The sequence below is a fragment of the Leclercia sp. 1548 genome, assembly GCF_050435045.1.
GTDB lineage: Bacteria > Pseudomonadota > Gammaproteobacteria > Enterobacterales > Enterobacteriaceae > Enterobacter > Enterobacter adecarboxylatus.
In genome coordinates this window covers 611043-629693 of sequence record NZ_JBNDJP010000003.1, presented here as the reverse complement: position 1 = coordinate 629693, position 18651 = coordinate 611043, and the positions used below count along the sequence as shown (strand labels likewise).

Genomic DNA, 18651 nt, shown 5'->3' with positions numbered 1-18651 from the left:
CAATAAGTCAGGTGTCCTGTGAAAATAAAATTCAAATTTTCTGTGGCGGGAATTGCCACCGCTTTTCTTTTGTCTAATCAGGCCGGAGCTGCAAATACATGGACGGAAGCACGCGGCGATGCAATGGGTGGGACAGGCGTTGCGTCGGCGCATTATAGCAGTGGGGTATTGATCAACCCGGCCCTGCTGGCAAAATCCCAGGCGGAAGATGACGTCGCCATTATATTTCCCTCGGTGGGGGCGCAAATCAGCGATAAAGACAATCTGCAGGATAAGATCGACGAAATCAGCGATGAGATCCGCGCCGATCAGGAGATGATCGACGATCTGACCGTAGCGAGGATCATGGCCGATCCGCAGGGAACGCTCAGTGAGCTTCAGGGTGCCGCAGGCAGTCTGGCCGACCAGCTGGAGTTTCTTGAGGGAAAAACCGCGCACGGCAACGCCGGGGCAGGGATCGCCGTCAGTATTCCCGGCTCGGGGCTGTCGCTGGCGTTTGTCGCTAAGGCCAATGCCCACGCGCGCGTCAGCTCGGAGATCGACCAGCAGGATATCGATTTTCTTCGGAGATTGCAGGGCAGCATGGGGATGACCAACCAGATGGCGTTGGGTGCGGCGCGAAACGGCAGTGACGTGATTACCCGCAACCTTAACTCCATCGCCAAGGGCAGGGCGGCGATCGTCTCTGATTACGGCGTGGCGATTGCCCGCCAGTTTGATTTCAACGGCCTGCCGGTTTCGGTCGGCGTGACGCCAAAGCTGCAACAAACCTGGCTCTACAACTACACCACCTCCATCTATACCTACGACAGCAGCGACTTTAACAGCAGCCGTTACCGCAATGACGATACCAGTTTTAACGTTGATGTCGGCGTTGCAGTGGACCTCGGTGAAAACTGGACGGTCGGTCTGAGCGGGCAGAACCTGTTGTCCCGCGACATTGATACCAACGATATCCGCGTTCTCAACGGGCGTACCGGGCAAGAGGTGAGTTATCAGGATACCTGGCAGATCCGCCCTCTGGTCACGGCGGGGGTGGCCTGGCATACCGGCCTGTTAACCCTCAGCGCCGACGGCGATCTGACTCAAACCCGGGGCTTCAAAAGCGAAGAAAATTCGCAGTATGTCGGGGCGGGGGCAGAGGTCTCTCTGCTGGGCTGGCTGGCGGTGCGCGGCGGCTTTCGCGGTGACGTGAAGGGCAACGACAGTAACGTCTTTACCGGCGGGCTGGGCTTCGCCCCCTTTAACACCGTGCATATCGATCTGACCGGCATCGTCGGCGAGGATGAAACCTGGGGGGCCGGAGCGCAATTTAGCGTGAGGTTCTGACAGGAACCGGAGGCGCTCTGCCTCCGGCAAATCTGTGCTATAGTAGCGCCCCCTTTTCACCAGATGCTTAAAATTTCGCCATGTCGTCAGAAAACTCGTCCATCTATCCTGCTCACCGTTTTTCCATCGCGCCGATGCTCGACTGGACAGACAGACACTGTCGCTACTTCCTGCGTTTGCTGTCGCGCCATACTCTGCTCTATACCGAGATGGTGACCACCGGGGCGATTATTCATGGCAAGGGCGACTACCTCGCCTTCAGCGAAGAAGAGCATCCGGTAGCCTTGCAGCTCGGCGGCAGCGATCCGGCCGCGCTGGCGCACTGCGCGAAGCTGGCAGAAGAGCGCGGTTATGACGAGATCAACCTCAACGTTGGCTGCCCCTCCGATCGTGTGCAGAACGGCATGTTTGGTGCCTGCCTGATGGGCAATGCGCAGTTGGTGGCCGACTGCGTGAAAGCGATGCGCGATGTGGTCTCCATTCCGGTGACGGTCAAAACCCGTATCGGCATCGACGATCAGGACAGCTACGAATTTCTCTGCGACTTTATCGGCACGGTAGCCGGCAAGGGCGAGTGCGACATGTTTATCATCCATGCCCGCAAAGCCTGGCTTTCTGGCCTTAGCCCGAAAGAGAACCGTGAGATCCCGCCTCTGGATTACCCGCGTGTCTATCAGCTGAAGCGTGATTTCCCGCAGCTGACCATGTCGATCAATGGCGGTATCAAATCTCTGGACGAGGCCAAAGCGCATTTAGCGCATATGGATGGCGTAATGGTGGGCCGCGAGGCGTACCAGAACCCGGGCGTGCTGGCGGCGGTCGATCGCGAAATCTTTGGTGTGGATTGCGCCGATCGCGATCCGGTCGCGGTGGTGCGGGCAATGTACCCCTACATTGAGCGTGAGCTGAGCAACGGCACCTATCTGGGCCACGTGACCCGCCACATGCTGGGTCTGTTCCAGGGGATCCCGGGGGCGCGCCAGTGGCGTCGTTACCTGAGTGAAAACGCCCATAAAGCGGGAGCCGATATCGAGGTGCTGGAGCAAGCGCTGCGTCTGGTGGCAGACAAGCGATAATTTTCACTAAAACCTGGTCAAATTCACCACGCCCGGCACCGCATTGCCGGGCGTTTTTATTTACTATCAATCACTTATTTTTGGCACGGATCTTGTAATGGTCATAGCAGCGTATCGTTGTTATGCATTACTGGAGAGAGCCATGCTGGAACTACTTTTTGTGATTGGATTTTTTGTCATGCTGTTGGTAACCGGCGTCTCGCTGCTGGGGATCATTGCCGCATTGGTGGTTGCCACCGCGGTGATGTTTATCGGCGGGCTGTTTGCACTGATGCTAAAACTGCTGCCGTGGTTGCTGTTGGCCGTGGCGGTGGTGTGGGCGATACGGGCGATTAAATCGCCAAAAATCCCACGCTATCAGCGCAATAACCGCTTTCGTTACTAAGGTATTGAGCGGTTCGTCACATCCTTGCAACTTTTACGGCAGCATTGCTTAGAACAGAATAGGATTTAGTTATCGAATCTGTCACTATTGCCGCCGTTAAAGAATTCATCGTGCTGTACCCTACATACAGCCGAACTAAAAAAAGAAAGGGCTTCCTCCGGGAAGCCCAATTTCTTTCTGACCCGTTATCATTCCTGCCGCAAATGCGTTGACTGCTTTCATTCACCCCAGTCACTTACCTGAGTAAGCTCCTAGGGTTCATTCAATTGTCGCGTTACCCGGACTTTCGGGGCCAGCGCAAGCGCTGTTCAAAGCGGTTAAGCGTTTCGTCCTGCAACATGAATTAGTTAGGGGATCAGCAGACTCGACCCCTGCGTCGCCCGGCTCTCCAGCACTTCATGCGCCCGTTGCGCATCGGCCAGCGGATATTTCTGCGCCTCCGCCACATCCACCTTAATTACGCCGCTGGCAATCAATGAGAACAGCTCATTGCTGGCCTCAACCAGTTCGTCATGATTAGTGATGTAGCCTTGCAACGAAGGACGAGTGGCGAACAACGATCCTTTCTGGTTGAGAATGCCGAGATTCACCCCGGTCACCGGGCCGGAGGCGTTACCGAAGCTGACCATCAGGCCGCGACGTTGCAGACAATCCAGCGAGGCTTCCCAGGTGTCTTTGCCCACCGAGTCATACACAACGCGCACCTTTTTACCGCCGGTGATCTCTTTCACCCGCTCAACGATGCTCTCTTCACGGTAGTTGATCACCTGCCAGGCACCCGCCTGAAGCGCGCGCTGCGCCTTTTGCGCGTTGCCGACGGTGCCGATCAGTTTGGCGCCCAGCGCTTTTGCCCACTGACAGGCAATCAGCCCAACGCCGCCTGCGGCCGCGTGGAACAGGAACTGTTCATCGGGTTTGATCTCATAGGTTTTGCGCAACAGATAAAACACCGTTAACCCTTTCAGGAAGGAGGCGGCGGCCTGCTCAAAGGAGATGGCGTCAGGCAGAATGGCGGCTTTATCTGCCGGGACATTGTGGATCGAGCTGTAGGCGCCGAGGGCAGATTGCGCATACACCACGCGGTCGCCCTCTTTTATATGCTTAACGGCGCTGCCCACTTTGACCACTACGCCCGCCGCTTCGGTGCCCAGTCCGCTTGGCAGAGCCGGGGGCGGATAAAGGCCTCCCCGGATATAGGTGTCGATATAGTTAATACCAATGGCTTTGTTTTCGACCTGGACTTCGTTATCGCCAGGCGCGGTGGGGGTAAACTCTACCGCTTTGAGAACGTCCGGGCCGCCGTGCTTATGAAATTCAATACGCGTTGCCATTTATCCTCCAGTGACATTTGGGTGGGGCAAATGTTATGAATCATGGTAAAATATCGACCCCATTTCTATCTCGGCTCCCTTCACTATGGCAGGAAATAAACCCTTCAACAAACAGACTGAGCCCCGCGAGCGCGATCCGCAGTTAGCCGGGTTAAAAGTCCCGCCGCACTCGATTGAAGCGGAACAGTCGGTGTTGGGCGGTTTAATGCTGGATAACGAACGCTGGGACGATGTTGCCGAGCGCGTTGTCACCGACGATTTCTATACCCGCCCGCACCGCCATATCTTTACCGAGATGGCGCGTTTGCAGGAGTCGGGCAGCCCGATTGACCTGATCACGCTCGCGGAATCGCTGGAGCGACAGGGACAGCTCGAATCCGTTGGCGGCTTCGCCTATCTGGCCGAGTTATCGAAAAATACCCCAAGTGCGGCGAACATCAGCGCCTACGCCGATATCGTGCGCGAACGTGCGGTTGTGCGCGACATGATTTCCGTCGCCAACGAAATCGCAGAAGCCGGTTTCGATCCGCAGGGGCGTAACAGCGACGAGCTGCTCGATCTGGCCGAATCCCGGGTATTTAAAATCGCGGAAAGCCGCGCCAATAAAGACGAAGGGCCAAAAAACATTGCCGAAGTGCTGGACGCCACCGTCTCGCGTATTGAGCAACTGTTCCAGCAGCCGCATGACGGGGTAACCGGGGTTAACACCGGCTATGACGATCTGAACAAAAAGACCGCAGGTCTGCAGCCGTCGGATCTGATTATCGTCGCCGCGCGTCCGTCGATGGGTAAAACCACCTTTGCGATGAACCTCGTCGAAAATGCGGCGATGTTGCAGGATAAACCGGTTTTGATTTTCAGTCTGGAGATGCCCTCTGAGCAGATCATGATGCGTTCTCTGGCCTCGCTGTCGCGCGTGGATCAGACCCGCATTCGTACCGGCCAGCTGGACGACGAAGACTGGGCGCGGATCTCCGGCACCATGGGTATTCTGCTGGAAAAACGGAACATCTATATCGATGACTCCTCCGGCCTGACGCCGACGGAAGTACGTTCCCGCGCGCGCCGCATTGCCCGCGAGCATGGCGGCATTGGCCTTATCATGATCGACTACCTCCAGCTGATGCGCGTTCCGTCCCTGTCGGATAACCGTACCCTGGAGATTGCCGAAATCTCCCGCTCGCTGAAGGCGCTGGCGAAAGAGTTGCAGGTGCCTGTTGTGGCGCTGTCGCAGCTTAACCGCTCTCTGGAACAGCGTGCCGATAAACGCCCGGTAAACTCCGACCTGCGTGAGTCTGGCTCCATCGAGCAGGATGCTGACCTCATCATGTTCATCTACCGTGATGAGGTGTATCACGAAAACAGCGATCTTAAAGGCATCGCAGAAATTATTATCGGTAAGCAGCGTAACGGCCCGATCGGTACGGTGCGGCTTACCTTTAACGGCCAGTGGTCGCGCTTTGATAACTATGCGGGCCCGCAATACGACGACGAATAACGCTTCACCATCCTTCACGCCGCAGGGGCGTTGACTGCGCCCGCTCACCCCGGCTTACTAAGCTCCCGGGGTGAACGGGCTTGTCACGTGACTCGGCTGCGTCCTCGCTCCTTTGGGGCCTGCGCAGGCGCTGTTCAAACACGCGATAGCGTTTTTGTTCTGCATCGTGAATGATTCCGGAGAGTCTTTTTATTAAGGAATTCAAATGCAAGCGGCAACTGTAGTCATTAACCGCCGCGCTCTGCGACACAACCTGCAACGCCTGCGTGAACTGGCTCCCGCCAGCAAACTGGTTGCAGTCGTGAAAGCGAACGCTTACGGACACGGTCTGATCGAGACCGCGCGAACGCTCCCTGATGCAGACGCCTTTGGCGTCGCCCGTCTCGAAGAAGCCCTACGCCTGCGCGAAGGGGGGATCACCCAGCCGATACTGCTGCTCGAAGGCTTCTTTAATGCCGCCGATCTGCCAACCATCGCCGAAAAACAGCTGCATACCGCCGTGCACAACAGAGAGCAGCTCGAGGCGCTGGAGAACGCGGTACTCAGTGAGCCGGTCACCGTGTGGATGAAGCTCGACACCGGCATGCACCGCCTCGGCGTACGCCCGGAGCAAGCTGAGGCTTTTTATCAGCGTTTAAGCCAGTGCCAGAACGTTCGTCAGCCGGTCAATATCGTCAGCCATTTTGCTCGCGCCGATGAGCCGGAATGTGGCGCGACCGAACAGCAGCTCGATATCTTCAATACCTTCTGCGAAGGCAAGCCGGGCTTACGCTCGATAGCGGCCTCCGGCGGTATTTTGCTGTGGCCGCAGTCCCACTTCGACTGGGCGCGTCCGGGCATTATTCTGTATGGCGTTTCACCGCTGGAGGGCAAGCCCTGGGGGCCGGACTTCGGTTTTCAGCCGGTGATGTCACTCACTTCCAGCCTGATTGCGGTGCGCGAGCACAAAGCCGGTGAACCGGTGGGCTACGGCGGCACCTGGGTCAGCGAGCGCGACACCCGTCTGGGCGTGGTGGCGATGGGCTATGGCGACGGTTACCCGCGCGCGGCCCCATCCGGTACGCCAGTGCTGGTCAATGGCCGCGAAGTGCCTATTGTCGGCCGTGTCGCGATGGACATGATCTGCGTTGACCTCGGGCCAGAGGCGCAGGAGAAGGCGGGCGATCCAGTGATCCTGTGGGGGGAAGGTTTACCCGTGGAGCGCATTGCAGAAATTACAAAAGTGAGTGCTTACGAACTTATCACCCGACTGACGTCGCGGGTGGCAATGCACTACCTCGACTGATATCGACTTTCCCTCAATTCTGTATGAGTGAGAAACCCGCACGGACTGCTCTCTCTCCCTTAGGGAGAGGGCTGGGGTGAGGGGGAGCATGCGACTGAGGTGATTGTTCCGTTCACCTTAGGTTCTGCACTTCTCTGCCAGCCGCGTCACGGTGCACTCAGCTTATTCCTTCAGGCTTTCGGGTCGGGCACCAGCCTGCATCCCTGCAGGCTATGCCCTCCCGGCGCATCTCTGCGCCTCGCCCCGGCCTTCCGGAAACGCTTCGACGATTTTCAGCCGGACCAGGGAGTCGCTGTAAGTTATTTATCCCCTTAGAACGCCGACATGGCTTTAAGGGCAATAAAATACTGGGGAGCCCTCGGCCTTTTAGAGCCAGGGTGAGGGGAAACAGGCCGCCCGCAGGTTCTGTCGCCCACACCTCATCTTCCTTAACATCCTCTCGATCTTCTGCCGCTTCCGGTTTATTGTTGAATTCCCTGCCTCATTATTACCCGGAGAACCATCGCGTGTTCCAGAAAGTTGACGCCTATGCTGGCGACCCCATCCTCTCCTTAATGGAGCGTTTTAAAGAAGATCCGCGCGGCGATAAAGTTAACCTCAGCATCGGTCTTTATTACAACGAAGCCGGCATTATTCCGCAGCTGCAGGCGGTGGCCAAAGCCGAAGAACGTCTGAACGCCACGCCGCACGGCGCCTCGCTCTATCTGCCGATGGAAGGGCTGAACAGCTATCGTCACACCATTGCCCCGCTGCTGTTTGGCGCAGACCATCCGGTTCTGGTGGAAAAGCGTGTCGCCACCATCCAGACCCTGGGCGGCTCAGGCGCGCTGAAGGTTGGCGCAGACTTCCTGCACAAATATTTCCCGGAATCTGGTGTCTGGGTGAGCGACCCGACCTGGGAAAACCACGTCGCCATCTTTGAAGGCGCGGGCTTCACGGTGAACACCTACCCGTGGTTTGACGATCAGAGCAATGGGGTGCGTGTTGGTGCGTTACTGGAAAAACTGAGCACTCTGCCGGAACGCAGCATCGTGCTGCTGCATCCATGCTGCCATAACCCGACCGGTGCCGATCTGACCAACGATCAGTGGGATGCCGTAATTGAGGTGCTGAAAGCGCGCAACCTGATCCCGTTCCTCGACATTGCCTATCAGGGCTTTGGTGCCGGGATGGAAGAGGACGCCTATGCCATTCGCGCCATCGCCAGCGCTGGCCTGCCGGCACTGGTCAGCAACTCCTTCTCCAAAATCTTCTCCCTGTATGGCGAGCGTGTGGGTGGCCTTTCCGTGGTCTGCGAAGACCAGGACGCTGCCGGGCGCGTGCTTGGCCAGTTGAAAGCCACCGTGCGTCGTATCTACTCCAGCCCGCCAAACTTTGGTGCGCAGGTCGTGGCGACCGTACTGGGCGACGACGCACTCAAAGCCGAGTGGCTGGCGGAAGTGGAAGCGATGCGTACCCGTATCCTTTCCATGCGCCAGACGCTGGTCGATGTGCTGAAAGAGGCGGTGCCGGGGCACAACTTCGACTACCTGCTGCAGCAGCGCGGCATGTTCAGCTACACCGGCTTCAGCGTGCAGCAGGTGGATCGCCTGCGCGATGAGTTTGGCGTCTACCTGATTGCCAGCGGACGTATGTGCGTGGCAGGCCTGAACAGCAGCAACGTTCAGCGCGTGGCGCAGGCCTTTGCCGCTGTAATGTAAGTACTTACTCGCGGCCTCCTTGCGTTGACGAAGGGGGCCGCAATCAGGAAACCCCGCGCTGTGATATCCCTCCTTTTATTACGCCTTTAATGAAGAATTTCCTTTCATTCCCCTCCCGCTGCGGTTATTTTCGATGTGGTTTTTGACCAACCGCTCAAAAATAAACAATAACGGTTTGAATATTCAGGGGATAATATGCGCAAGATCACACTGGCTTTCAGCGCTGCCTGCTTATTACTCTCGCTTAGTCACCCGGTAGTCGCGCGCCCCTCATCACCCCCACCGTTATATACCGGTACCAACGCCGCCAGACTGGCCGAACAGGAGCCGATCCATTGGGTGTCTGTTACCCAGATAGAAAACAGCCTGATGGGACGTCCGCCCATGTCGGTGGGATTTGATATTGATGACACCGTCCTGTTCTCCAGCCCGGGCTTCTGGCGGGGTAAAAAGACCTGGTCACCGCAGAGCGAGGATTACCTGAAAAATCCGGCCTTCTGGCAGCAGATGAACAACGGCTGGGATGAGTTCAGCATTCCGAAAGAGGTGGCCCGCTCGCTGATTGCCATGCACGTTAAGCGTGGCGACAGGATCTGGTTTATTACCGGGCGTCATCCTACTCGAACCGAAACCGTCACCAAAACCTTGCAGGACGCCTTTCTGATCCCCGCCGCGGCCATGAACCCGGTCATTTTTGCCGGTGACACATCGGGCACAAACAACAAAGCGTCGTGGATGGAGCAGAAACAGATCAAGATTTACTACGGCGACGCCGATAGCGACATCACCGCGGCCCGCGAGGCAGGCGCCAGAGGCATTCGGGTGCTGCGCGCCTCCAACTCGACGTACAAACCTCTGCCGCAGGCAGGGGCGTTTGGCGAAGAGGTGATCGTCAATTCAGAATACTGAGTGCCCGGGGCGGAAAAGTCGCTTTTTTAAGCAGATTTACCCGCAACGGGTTTTACCTTTCGTCGTATTGCTGCACACTTAGAAGGATTATCCTGTAACACGGAGCAGCACATGTGGTATCAGCAAACCCTGACCCTGCGCGCCAGGTCTCGTGGTTTTCACCTGGTGACGGACGAGGTCCTTGGACAGATCCGCGATCTTTCCCGCATCAACGTCGGTTTACTGCATCTTTTGCTGCAACACACGTCAGCCTCTCTCACGCTCAACGAGAATTGCGATCCCACCGTCCGTTCCGATATGGAGCAGCATTTTCTCAAATCCGTTCCCGACGGTGCCCGCTGGGAACATGATGATGAGGGGCCAGACGACATGCCTTCCCATATTAAATCCTCCATGCTGGGCGTCTCTTTGCTGCTGCCGGTGAATCATGGCCGCGTGCAGTTGGGTACCTGGCAGGGGATCTGGCTGGGAGAACATCGTATCCATGGCGGTTCGCGCAAAATTATCGCTACGCTACAAGGGGAATAATGATGACAATTTCGGAGATACTTCAGTACTGCATGAATAAGCCGGGTGCGGAGCAAAGCGTGCACAGTGACTGGAAGGCAACCCAGATTAAAGTCGCAGACGTGCTGTTTGCGATGGTGAAAGATGTGGAGGGGCGTCCGGCGGCCTCGTTAAAAACCAGCCCGGAACTGGCGGAGCTGCTGCGTCAGCAGCATACCGATGTGCGTCCCAGCCAGCACCTGAATAAAGCCCACTGGAGCACGGTCTACCTGGATGGGTCGATACCGGATTCGCAGATTTACTACCTGGTGGATGCCTCTTACAAACAGGCGGTGGAACTGCTGCCGGAGATGACCCGGCAGCAGCTTTCGGTGTAACTACTTCAGAAGAGGCTTAAGGAAGCGGGCCGTGTGTGAGGCTTCGCATTCCGCGACGGTTTCCGGGGTGCCGGAAACCAGGATTTCGCCGCCGCCGCTGCCGCCTTCCGGGCCGAGATCGACAATCCAGTCCGCGGTTTTAATCACGTCCAGGTTGTGCTCAATCACCACGATGGTGTTGCCCTGATCGCGCAGCTGGTGCAGCACGTCGAGTAATTGCTGGATATCGGCAAAGTGCAGACCGGTGGTTGGCTCATCCAGAATGTACAGCGTCTGACCGGTGCCGCGCTTGGAAAGCTCACGCGCCAGCTTCACGCGCTGCGCTTCACCGCCTGACAGCGTGGTCGCCGACTGGCCCAGACGAATGTAGGTCAGACCGACATCCATCAGGGTCTGGAGCTTACGCGCCAGCGCCGGAACGGCATCAAAGAACTCACGTGCTTCTTCAATGGTCATATCCAGCACTTCGTGGATGGTCTTGCCTTTGTACTTAATTTCCAGCGTTTCGCGGTTATAGCGCTTGCCTTTGCACTGGTCGCACGGCACGTAGATATCCGGCAGGAAGTGCATTTCGACTTTGATCACCCCATCGCCCTGACAGGCTTCGCAGCGACCACCGCGCACGTTAAAGCTGAAACGACCTGGCGTATAGCCGCGCGAACGCGATTCCGGCACGCCGGCAAAGAGTTCACGTACCGGCGTAAAGACACCGGTATAGGTCGCCGGGTTAGAACGCGGAGTACGACCAATCGGGCTTTGATCGATATCGATCACCTTGTCGAAATGCTCCAGACCGGTAACGTCGCGATACGGCGCTGGCTCAGCCAGGGTCGCACCGTTCAACTGCGTCTGAGCAATCGGGAACAGGGTATCGTTGATCAGCGTCGATTTACCGGAACCTGACACACCCGTAATACAGGTGAACAGGCCAACCGGCAGGGTCAGCGTGACGTCTTTCAGGTTGTTGCCACGCGCCCCGGTGAGCTTCAGCACTTTTTCCGGGTTCGCAGGTACGCGCTTTTTCGGCACTTCAATCTTGCGCTTGCCGCTCATGTACTGGCCGGTCAGGGATTCCGGTACCGCCATAATAGCGTCCAGCGGCCCTTCTGCCACAACCTGACCACCGTGGACGCCAGCCCCCGGGCCGATGTCGATCACGTGGTCGGCCGCACGAATGGCATCTTCGTCATGCTCAACCACAATCACCGTGTTACCGAGGTTACGCAGGTGGATCAGCGTGCCGAGCAGGCGTTCGTTGTCGCGCTGGTGCAGGCCGATAGACGGCTCATCCAGCACGTACATCACCCCGACTAAGCCCGCACCAATCTGGCTCGCCAGACGGATACGCTGCGCTTCGCCGCCGGACAGGGTCTCTGCCGAGCGGGAGAGGGTCAGGTAGTTCAGGCCGACGTTGACCAGGAACTTGAGGCGATCGCCGATCTCTTTCAGCACTTTCTCGGCGATTTGCGCACGCTGGCCGGAGAGCTTCAGGTTGGTGAAGAAGTCCATCGCGTGGCCGATGCTCATGTCCGAGATGGTCGGCAGCGGCGTGTTTTCAACATACACGTGGCGCGCTTCGCGACGCAGACGGGTGCCGTCACAGGTCGCGCAGGAGCGGTTGCTGATGAACTTCGCCAGCTCTTCACGTACCGCGCTGGATTCCGTCTCTTTGTAACGGCGCTCCATGTTGTGCAGCACGCCTTCGAACGGATGACGGCGTACCGAGGTATCGCCGCGATCGTTCATGTATTTGAACTCGATGTTCTCTTTCGCGGAACCGAACAGGATCACCTTGTGCACGGTTGGGCTGAGGCTGCCCCACGGCGCTTCGACGTCAAATTTGTAGTGTTCCGCCAGCGACTTCAGCATCTGGAAGTAGTAGAAGTTACGCTTATCCCAGCCGCGGATCGCGCCGCCTGCCAGCGACAGCTCCGGGTTCTGGATCACCCGGTCAGGATCGAAATACTGCTGCACGCCCAGACCATCGCAGGTCGGGCACGCCCCCGCCGGGTTGTTGAACGAGAACAGACGCGGTTCCAGCTCGCGCATGCTGTAACCGCACACCGGGCAGGCAAAGTTGGCCGAGAAGAGCATTTCGTCTGCTTTCGGGTCGTCCATATCGGCAACCACGGCCGTACCGCCGGAGAGATCCAGCGCGGTTTCGAACGACTCCGCCAGGCGCTGAGTCAGATCGTCACGCACCTTAAAGCGATCGATGACCACTTCAATGGTGTGTTTCTTTTGCAGCTCCAGCTTCGGCGGATCGGAAAGATCGCACACTTCCCCGTCAATACGGGCGCGGATATAGCCCTGGCTTGCCAGGTTTTCCAGCGTTTTGGTGTGCTCGCCTTTACGCTCTTTAATGATTGGCGCCAGCAGCATCAGGCGTTTGCCTTCCGGCTGCGCCAGCACGTTATCCACCATCTGGCTGACGGTCTGGGCCGCCAGCGGAACATCGTGATCCGGGCAGCGCGGCTCGCCCACGCGGGCATACAGCAGACGCAGGTAGTCATGGATTTCGGTGATGGTCCCGACGGTGGAGCGCGGGTTATGGGAGGTCGACTTCTGCTCAATAGAGATGGCCGGCGATAACCCTTCGATATGGTCGACGTCCGGTTTTTCCATCAGCGACAGGAACTGGCGCGCATAAGCAGAGAGCGATTCGACGTAACGACGCTGCCCTTCGGCATACAGGGTGTCGAAAGCCAGTGAAGATTTGCCTGAGCCTGAAAGCCCGGTCACGACGATCAGTTTGTCGCGAGGGATGACGAGGTTGATATTCTTGAGATTGTGGGTGCGGGCGCCCCGAACTTCTATCTTATCCATTCACCTTTCCCGGTAGGTAGATACACGGAATGCCTGGTTTGTTTGAAGGACAACCGGCAGAAACGATTAATTATGACACAAATTGACCTGGCTGGATATACAGTATTGGAATGCAAATTCTGGTGACTTGTGCAACAATGTATCCTTCGTGAGAACTCTGGAAGATGCTTCGAAACTATCGAAAGACCACGTGGAAATGGTACACTCGCGCGCTACACTCTTTTCAGACAAGTTTTCAGGAGACACGATCATGGCCAGCAGAGGCGTAAACAAGGTGATTCTCGTCGGTAATCTGGGCCAGGACCCGGAAGTACGCTATATGCCGAGTGGTGGTGCAGTGGCCAACATTACGCTGGCTACTTCCGAATCCTGGCGTGATAAAGCGACCGGCGAGATGAAAGAGCAGACCGAATGGCACCGCGTTGTGCTGTTTGGCAAACTGGCCGAAGTGGCCGGTGAATATCTGCGTAAAGGCTCCCAGGTCTATATCGAAGGCCAGCTGCGTACCCGTAAATGGACCGATCAGTCCGGCGCAGAAAAATACACCACTGAAGTGGTGGTAAACGTCGGCGGCACCATGCAGATGCTGGGTGGCCGTCAGGGCGGTGGCGCACCAGCAGGTGGCGGCCAGCAGCAGCAGGGCGGTTGGGGTCAGCCTCAGCAGCCTCAGGGCGGCAACCAGTTCAGCGGCGGCGCGCAGTCTCGCCCGCAGCAGCAGCCGTCTGCACCAGCGCAGTCTAACGAACCGCCAATGGATTTCGACGACGATATCCCGTTCTGATAATCAGAACCTGCGTTTCGCAACAACAAAAAACCCAGACCGCGGTCTGGGTTTTTTGTTTACAGTTTTTCTTTTCAGAATGTCTCGCCCACAGGCATCAGGTGTACATCATTGGCCAGTCTGGTGGCGTATGGCTCATCGCCTCGACCATTACCGCTTTAACGTTATTCCAGATCGCCGCCACATCCAGCAGGGTGATACCCAGCAGGCCGGTGGCAAACCAGCATGCCGCCGCCAGACCCAGACAGGTGCTGATCACCGCCAGAACGGCGTAATCCGATTTACGAAACTGAATGTTCAGCGTGCTGGCCAGAAACATCAGCACCGCGCTCAACAACTCCCAGCGTGCAAACACAACGCCAGTGGTAATAGCTGCCATAAAAACGATCCTCAAAGATAACCGCCGCCGGGTAAAGCGCGACGTTGCCCACACACTGTGGCAAACTGGCTATCGGCAGGCTCAGACTCACAACAATGAAACAATGTTTCTTGTTACATAAGATGTGTGAACTATATCACATTTGTTCTTTTATTCGCCACTGGGCAAATGCATAAAAATAGCGATTTTTAAACCATGCTGTCAGCATGGTTATAACTACTTGAAATATATATTTAGTCTGCCATGCGCTGTATTTATGATAACTTTGCTGATAATTCATCAGGATAAGAAAACATGTACAGAGCGAAGGCCGATGTACAATATTTACAGCCTCAGAGGTATGGATTATGCTTCTTCCGGTTGCTTAATATGTTCGTAATAAATAAATCAGGCTTGAGCTTTTTTTCTGTTTATTCTTTTTTCCTTTAATTTTACACACGCGTCTCTGGAAGATTCTCGGATTCATGTATCTGACTGAATGTCATTTCATTCCTGATTAATTCGTTGCGGTATTTCTGTCTCGTTAATGAGCTGCGAATAAACAATGAAGCAAGTAAATCGAGAAAATATTAATGACAGTACCCGGGCCTTGCATGCATTAGCTAAATTAATGCCAAAACTATCCTCCCATGCCACCTTAACGTCTTTGCTGGAGACGATAAATTATACCTTTGGCGCCCAGCTCAGCTGGGTAATGATGCAGGATGAGACGGGCCAGCCGCAGCTGGTCAGTGCCGGTGAGTTAACCTGCCATCCGCTGGAAATTAATGCTTTTCTTGCCAGCCTGTTATTGCAACGTCATCAGCGTTCATGGCAGACAATCGGCTGGAAAGAGAATACCGGCACGCTGATATTCCCTCCCGGCCATCCGGGACACCACCAATTACAGTGCGGGGTGCTGTGTAAAATGGCCCCGCATCAGCACGGCTACTTCTTCCTTGGGTTTACGCAGCCGCAAAGCCCCCTCACTGTGCTGAAAGAGGTGGTGATTATCCTGGTGGAAAAGCTGAAGGATGTTGTCACCGGGCTTGTCGCCCGAGAGCGCACGGCAAAAGAGATGCAGCGGATGATCGCCCAGTACAAAACACTGTTTGAACGGGCGCCGGTGCTGATGAACTCGTTCGACAGAAATAGCCGCTGCGTGTTGTGGAATGCCGAATGCGAAAAGGTGTTTGGCTGGACGATGGCGGAGATCAACGCCCATCCCGATCCGCTGGCGCAGTTTTATCCTGACCCGGAGATGCGTCGCCGGGTGCATGAGTCGGTCAACATCACCCCGCTTAACGACATGTACGAATGGCACCCTGTGCGCCGGGACGGGATGCAGCTGACGATCCTGTGGTCGAACATTTCCCTGCCGGACGGCTCAATACTCAATATCGGGCTTGATATTACCGCCCGTAAAAACGCGGAGCGGCTTCTGGAAATGAAGGCCATGACCGACGATCTGACGGGCTGCTTAAATCGTTTTGCCATCCTGCAGCAAATTGCCGTTGCCCTTGAAGCCAGCCAGCGACAGGAGGGCGACAGCTACTTCTCAGTCCTGATGTTTGACCTGGATTTCTTCAAACAGATTAATGACCAGTGGGGCCACCTGGTGGGAGATGCCGCGCTGGTGCACTTCTGCGACTGCCTGCGGGCGCTGATCCCCCCAGATGCAGCGCTGGGCCGGGTGGGTGGAGAAGAATTTTTACTGCTGTTGCCTAAGACCCGCAGCGACACGGCGGTGCAGCTTTCCACCCGTCTCCGCCAGGCGCTGACCGTGACGCCGCTTAACGTAGGCACCCGAATGCTGACCCTTTCCTTTAGCGCGGGGGTCGTGGAGGTGAGCGGCGAACCGCACGATACCTCCTCGCTACTCATTAGCGCAGATAAGGCACTTTACGATGCCAAACGCGCGGGAAGAGGAAAAACAATCGTCGCGGTTGATTATTTATAAATCACTTTAATCATTATCATGGGATAAATAGCACAAAATCTCATGATGAAGTTGCGCTTTTTACATGCTGTAGGTAGTTTGAGTTAATCGACGACATTCTGTTGAGTTATCCGGGAGCCTGGCTTTCGACACCGGTAATTATTTTACTTAATAACCAGGAAACGAATACTTTCAGTTTGGCTTACGGACAAATATTATCGGCATAACCAAATATTAGGTTATTGGTGTTAAAAGTCAGTTGCTAACTTCGCATGATTCATGCAACGTAATCACCTGTTTAGCAAAGCATCCGGCCTTCATGATTACAGGCACATAAAAAGCAGGGATATAGGGCGGAAATGAATCGTAACGCACGGGACAAGGTGCTGAGGATAGTCGGGGTTATCATGGTAGTTTTGCTACCTGTGATGCTTGCGCTATGGTTTGCCCAGCAACGCGCGATTAACGAAACAAGCAGCCAACTTCGTTCCTTTGCAAAACTCGCTTTAGACAAAACTGAACTGGTCATTCAGCAGGTTGAGCTGGCTCGTCATGCTGCCGAACAGTATTCGGGCGATATTTGCACGCCGGCACACCGACAAAATATGTTGAATATCGTCCGGGGGCGACTCTACATTGCTGACCTGGTGTATGCGCAAGGCCGTGAATTCCTTTGCTCAACGACGAGCACCCCCGAGAATCCGTATACCATTTCCGCCGCCAATTACCAACGCAAGCCTGACGTCTCTATCTATTATTACCGCGACACCCCGTTTTATGAGGGATATAAAATGACCTATATGCAGTTAGGTCATTATGTGGTGGTGGTTAACCCCCTGACGTATAGCGAAGTAATGTCTTCAGACCGATCCCTGGCGTGGGGAGTATTTGATACGGTCACTAATACCTTTTTCTCCGCCAGTGAACAGGCTAATCAGAGTGAATTGAAAACCCAGATTAGCAATGACGATCTTATATTCCAGAATGAAGGCCGTTTTTATACGATTGTTCGCTCGGACAAGCGCCCGATTGCCGCCATTGTCTCAACGACTAACCAACGTTTTTATGAAGTCCTTTATCACCAGGCGACATTAACTCTGCCGCTGGGGATGATCAGCAGCATTATTATTTTATTAATGTGGTCGAGAACACGACGCGAATTTAATTCTCCGGGGCGCTTATTGCATCGGGCATTAAATAAAAGACAGCTTTGCCTGCACTACCAGCCCATTATCGATATCAAAACCAATGTCTGTGTCGGGGCTGAAGCGTTATTGCGCTGGCCGGGTTTTAACGGCCCGGTAATGAGTCCGGTAGAATTTATTCCACTGGCAGAAGAAGAGGGCATGAGCGAGCGCATTACCGACTATGTAGTGGAAGAAGTCTTCAGCGATCTGGGTCCGTTTCTCGCCTGCAATCCGCATATCTATATCTCGATTAACCTGTCGGCCACGGACTTCCACTCTTCACGCCTGATTGCGATGATCACCGATAAAGCCCGCCACTACAATGTCCGGGCGCAGCAAATCAAAATTGAAGTGACCGAGCGTGGGTTTATCGACGTGCCGAAAACGACGCCGGTAATTCAGGCGTTTCGTCAGGCGGGTTATGAAGTGGCGATCGATGATTTTGGTACCGGCTATTCCAACCTGCACAACCTCTATTCGCTGAACGTCGATATCCTGAAAATCGATAAATCTTTTATCGATACTCTGACGACCAACAGCACCAGCCACCTGATTGTCGAGCACATCATCGAAATGGCTCAAAGCCTGCGCTTAAAAACCATCGCCGAAGGGGTGGAAACACCGGAGCAGGTCACCTGGTTAAACAAGCGCGGCGTGCAGTATTGTCAGGGCTGGCACTTCGCGAAGGCGATGTCGCCGCAGGATTTCATGACCTGGCAGCAACAGCCTGTCGCGGCATCACTCGCCCACAGCCACTAATTCAGCTGATGACGATAGTCGCTGGGAGTACGATCAAACTCGCGGCGGAATACGCGGGAAAAGGTCTGCTGGGAGACATAGCCCAGATCCATGGCGATATCAAAAATAGGGCGCTGGGTGGTGCGTAACGCCTGAGCCGCCAACAATAATCTGCGTTGCCGAATGTACTCGCCCAGCGTCTGGTGCATGACGGCGCGGAACATTCTCTGTAAGTACCACTTCGAGTAACCCGACTTTTTAGCCACCACATCAATACTCAAGGGTTGATCGATATGGTCATCCATCCATTCAATAAGTGTCTGAATAATTTGTTGATGCGACATAGAGCAGCCTCTTTCTGGTTACACCTGTATCGGTTAATTCGTCGTTTTGTCTGCGGGCGAGTATAATTCCTCAAGTTAACT

At 55.5% G+C, this 18651-nt stretch carries 16 protein-coding genes; 12 read left to right on the top strand and 4 right to left on the bottom strand.

The window, feature by feature from the left end; translation table 11 throughout:
• Positions 1–18 precede the first annotated feature (18 nt).
• From ABIE02_RS12455 to pspG, 3 genes are all read left to right on the top strand, one after another.
• A complete protein-coding gene (locus tag ABIE02_RS12455) occupies positions 19–1329 on the top strand; it encodes a conjugal transfer protein TraF (protein ID WP_336995171.1) in 1311 nt (436 codons plus the stop codon).
• 80 nt (positions 1330–1409) lie between these two features.
• Positions 1410–2405, top strand: coding sequence for a tRNA dihydrouridine(20/20a) synthase DusA (gene dusA, locus ABIE02_RS12450; RefSeq protein WP_117386859.1), 996 nt, complete (start codon positions 1410–1412; stop codon positions 2403–2405).
• Positions 2406–2547: 142 nt separating this feature from the next.
• Complete coding sequence (gene pspG / locus ABIE02_RS12445) at positions 2548–2790, top strand: envelope stress response protein PspG (RefSeq protein WP_032615982.1); 243 nt, start codon at positions 2548–2550, stop codon at positions 2788–2790.
• 347 nt (positions 2791–3137) lie between these two features.
• Here the strand turns inward: pspG and ABIE02_RS12440 are convergent, their stop codons facing one another.
• A complete protein-coding gene (locus tag ABIE02_RS12440) occupies positions 3138–4121 on the bottom strand; it encodes a quinone oxidoreductase (RefSeq protein WP_032615984.1) in 984 nt (327 codons plus the stop codon).
• Positions 4122–4206: 85 nt separating this feature from the next.
• Here ABIE02_RS12440 and dnaB point away from each other — a divergent pair, with 85 nt between their 5' ends.
• From dnaB to ABIE02_RS12410, 6 genes are all read left to right on the top strand, one after another.
• Positions 4207–5619 carry a replicative DNA helicase gene (gene dnaB, locus ABIE02_RS12435; RefSeq protein ID WP_032615986.1) on the top strand — a complete coding sequence of 471 codons (1413 nt, stop codon included), beginning with the start codon at positions 4207–4209 and terminating at the stop codon, positions 5617–5619.
• A 205-nt stretch (positions 5620–5824) separates the two neighbouring features.
• Positions 5825–6904 carry an alanine racemase gene (alr, locus tag ABIE02_RS12430; protein ID WP_059308947.1) on the top strand — a complete coding sequence of 360 codons (1080 nt, stop codon included), beginning with the start codon at positions 5825–5827 and terminating at the stop codon, positions 6902–6904.
• Between the two features lie 506 nt (positions 6905–7410).
• Complete coding sequence (gene tyrB / locus ABIE02_RS12425; RefSeq protein WP_336995170.1) at positions 7411–8604, top strand: aromatic amino acid transaminase; 1194 nt, start codon at positions 7411–7413, stop codon at positions 8602–8604.
• A 195-nt stretch (positions 8605–8799) separates the two neighbouring features.
• Complete coding sequence (aphA, locus tag ABIE02_RS12420; protein WP_336995169.1) at positions 8800–9513, top strand: acid phosphatase AphA; 714 nt, start codon at positions 8800–8802, stop codon at positions 9511–9513.
• Between the two features lie 111 nt (positions 9514–9624).
• Positions 9625–10041 carry a secondary thiamine-phosphate synthase enzyme YjbQ gene (locus tag ABIE02_RS12415; RefSeq protein WP_032615993.1) on the top strand — a complete coding sequence of 139 codons (417 nt, stop codon included), beginning with the start codon at positions 9625–9627 and terminating at the stop codon, positions 10039–10041.
• A 2-nt stretch (positions 10042–10043) separates the two neighbouring features.
• Positions 10044–10397: an MmcQ/YjbR family DNA-binding protein gene (locus ABIE02_RS12410; RefSeq protein WP_032615995.1), complete on the top strand. Its 354-nt coding sequence runs from the start codon at positions 10044–10046 to the stop codon at positions 10395–10397.
• Here ABIE02_RS12410 and uvrA read toward each other — a convergent pair whose 3' ends face one another.
• Positions 10398–13223, bottom strand: a complete 2826-nt coding sequence (gene uvrA / locus ABIE02_RS12405; RefSeq protein ID WP_117386864.1) for an excinuclease ABC subunit UvrA — start codon at positions 13221–13223, stop codon at positions 10398–10400.
• A gap of 250 nt (positions 13224–13473) precedes the next feature.
• On the opposite strand from uvrA, the gene ssb1 reads away from it, so the two are divergent.
• A complete protein-coding gene (gene ssb1, locus ABIE02_RS12400; RefSeq protein WP_032615999.1) occupies positions 13474–14004 on the top strand; it encodes a single-stranded DNA-binding protein SSB1 in 531 nt (176 codons plus the stop codon).
• A gap of 97 nt (positions 14005–14101) precedes the next feature.
• Here the strand turns inward: ssb1 and ABIE02_RS12395 are convergent, their stop codons facing one another.
• Positions 14102–14383 carry a YjcB family protein gene (locus tag ABIE02_RS12395; protein ID WP_032616001.1) on the bottom strand — a complete coding sequence of 94 codons (282 nt, stop codon included), beginning with the start codon at positions 14381–14383 and terminating at the stop codon, positions 14102–14104.
• A gap of 610 nt (positions 14384–14993) precedes the next feature.
• On the opposite strand from ABIE02_RS12395, the gene ABIE02_RS12390 reads away from it, so the two are divergent.
• Positions 14994–16322: a GGDEF domain-containing protein gene (locus ABIE02_RS12390; protein WP_230431116.1), complete on the top strand. Its 1329-nt coding sequence runs from the start codon at positions 14994–14996 to the stop codon at positions 16320–16322.
• Positions 16323–16660: 338 nt separating this feature from the next.
• The gene (locus tag ABIE02_RS12385) at positions 16661–18247 is read left to right on the top strand and encodes an EAL domain-containing protein (RefSeq protein WP_059308943.1); all 1587 of its coding nucleotides are present in this window, start codon (positions 16661–16663) and stop codon (positions 18245–18247) included.
• Here the strand turns inward: ABIE02_RS12385 and soxS are convergent.
• Positions 18244–18570 (bottom strand): superoxide response transcriptional regulator SoxS, encoded by a 327-nt coding sequence (gene soxS / locus ABIE02_RS12380; protein ID WP_039031951.1) that lies wholly within the window; start codon positions 18568–18570, stop codon positions 18244–18246. The two genes, ABIE02_RS12385 and soxS, sit on opposite strands and share 4 nt — an antisense overlap.
• Positions 18571–18651 lie beyond the last annotated feature (81 nt).